Source organism: Enterococcus sp. 3H8_DIV0648 (genome assembly GCF_002140655.1).
Taxonomy (GTDB): domain Bacteria; phylum Bacillota; class Bacilli; order Lactobacillales; family Enterococcaceae; genus Enterococcus_A; species Enterococcus_A hulanensis.
On record NZ_NGLG01000001.1, the window covers coordinates 3342651 to 3344223 of the forward strand.

The 1573-nt window shown below is 34.5% G+C and carries 1 protein-coding gene; it reads left to right on the top strand.

The window, feature by feature from the left end; translation table 11 throughout:
- Positions 1-91 precede the first annotated feature (91 nt).
- Positions 92-1363, top strand: coding sequence for a Cna B-type domain-containing protein (locus A5875_RS15345; RefSeq protein ID WP_254911902.1), 1272 nt, complete (start codon positions 92-94; stop codon positions 1361-1363).
- Positions 1364-1573: the final 210 nt, after the last annotated feature.

The following is a 1573-nucleotide window of genomic DNA, read 5'->3' on the forward strand; positions in this document are numbered from 1 at the left end:
TAAAAGCGTAAAGATTGAAGCTGAAGGTGATTACAGATGTGTATAAGAGACAGGTACCTATGTTGAAAGACAAAACATTCCAATATTAAAAATTTGGAACGATTTTGATAATTTATATGGAAGCAGACCGGATAGTATCAGTGTAAATCTTTATAAAAATGATGAAGTTATTTCCACAAAAGAGATTACGGAGAAAGAGAATTGGAAAGGACAATTTACCGATCTAGATGTACAAGATGATGAAGGAAATTATATTCAATATCGAATGGATGATAAGGTCGATGGGTATAATTCTGTTTTTGAAAATGGCTATCTTATTAATGAACTCAATAATAAGACCAGTATTTCAGGAGAAAAAACTTGGCGCGACAATGATAACGAACTAGGCAAGAGACCGGAAGCAATTATCATTAATTTATACCAAAAAGAGGGAAATGATGAATTGCTTATAAATACTGTTGAGGTAACTGAAGCTGATAATTGGCAGTATAGTTTTAATGATTTGGATAAGTACGCTAATAATGGTAAAGAATACAGCTATCGAGTAGATGAAGAAGAAGTACCTAAGTATAAAAAGATAATTGAAGGTAATAACATAATCAATTCTTATATTGGCGAAACGCGTATTGAGGGTGAAAAAATTTGGCAAGACCAAGATAATCAAGCCGGAAAACGACCAAATAAAGTGACCGTTAATTTATTAGCGGATGGGAAAATGGTTATGAGCCAAGAAGTCAGCGAAGAAACAGACTGGAAATATAGCTTTGAGAATTTGCCGGAATATGAGGATGGAAAAGTAATTGAATACACAGTGACAGAAAACGAAGTCCCAGGATACACGACAGAAATTAAAGGAACAACACTAACGAATCATTATACACCGGGACAAAAGAGCGCAACGGTGACCAAGCGCTGGGAAGACAATAATGACAAGGATGGCATACGACCTGATAAGGTGACCGTTCAATTATATGCGAATGGCGAGAAAAAAGGGGATTCAATAGATTTAAATACAGAGAATCAATGGACGTATACGTGGCAAGGACTACCAGAAAAAGTACAAGGTAAAGAGATAGCGTATACGGTCAAAGAAGTAAATAAAGTATCAGGTTATACAGCAACGGTTAATGATAATGATTTAGGAAATATCATCATAACTAATGTGCACAATTTGAAAACAAGCACCTCGAAGACAAGCACCTCGAAGACAAGTCCCTCGAATGCTTCAAAAAACAATGGAAAAATATTTCCTAAGACAAACGAGGTAATACGATGGGAATATCCGATGATTGGTTTACTACTTATAACAGGAATTCTTATCGCTTTTTACAGAAAGAAATCAAATGGTAAAGAGGGTAATTAGTTTTTTTGCTATTAAAGAAATTTGGCAGCGTTCAGTTCAGAAAATATTTACCAAAAGTCTTTCGATTTGAATCAGCTCCAAATGAAAGCTGAACGACCTTGCAGTTATTAATGATGATAGTGCATGGTTGTTCAGCTATTTAATGCTTTATAAGAGTAAATAAGCTATTTTGTTTGTCAAAAACTTGTAGCTGGGCATCATTTTTTCTTT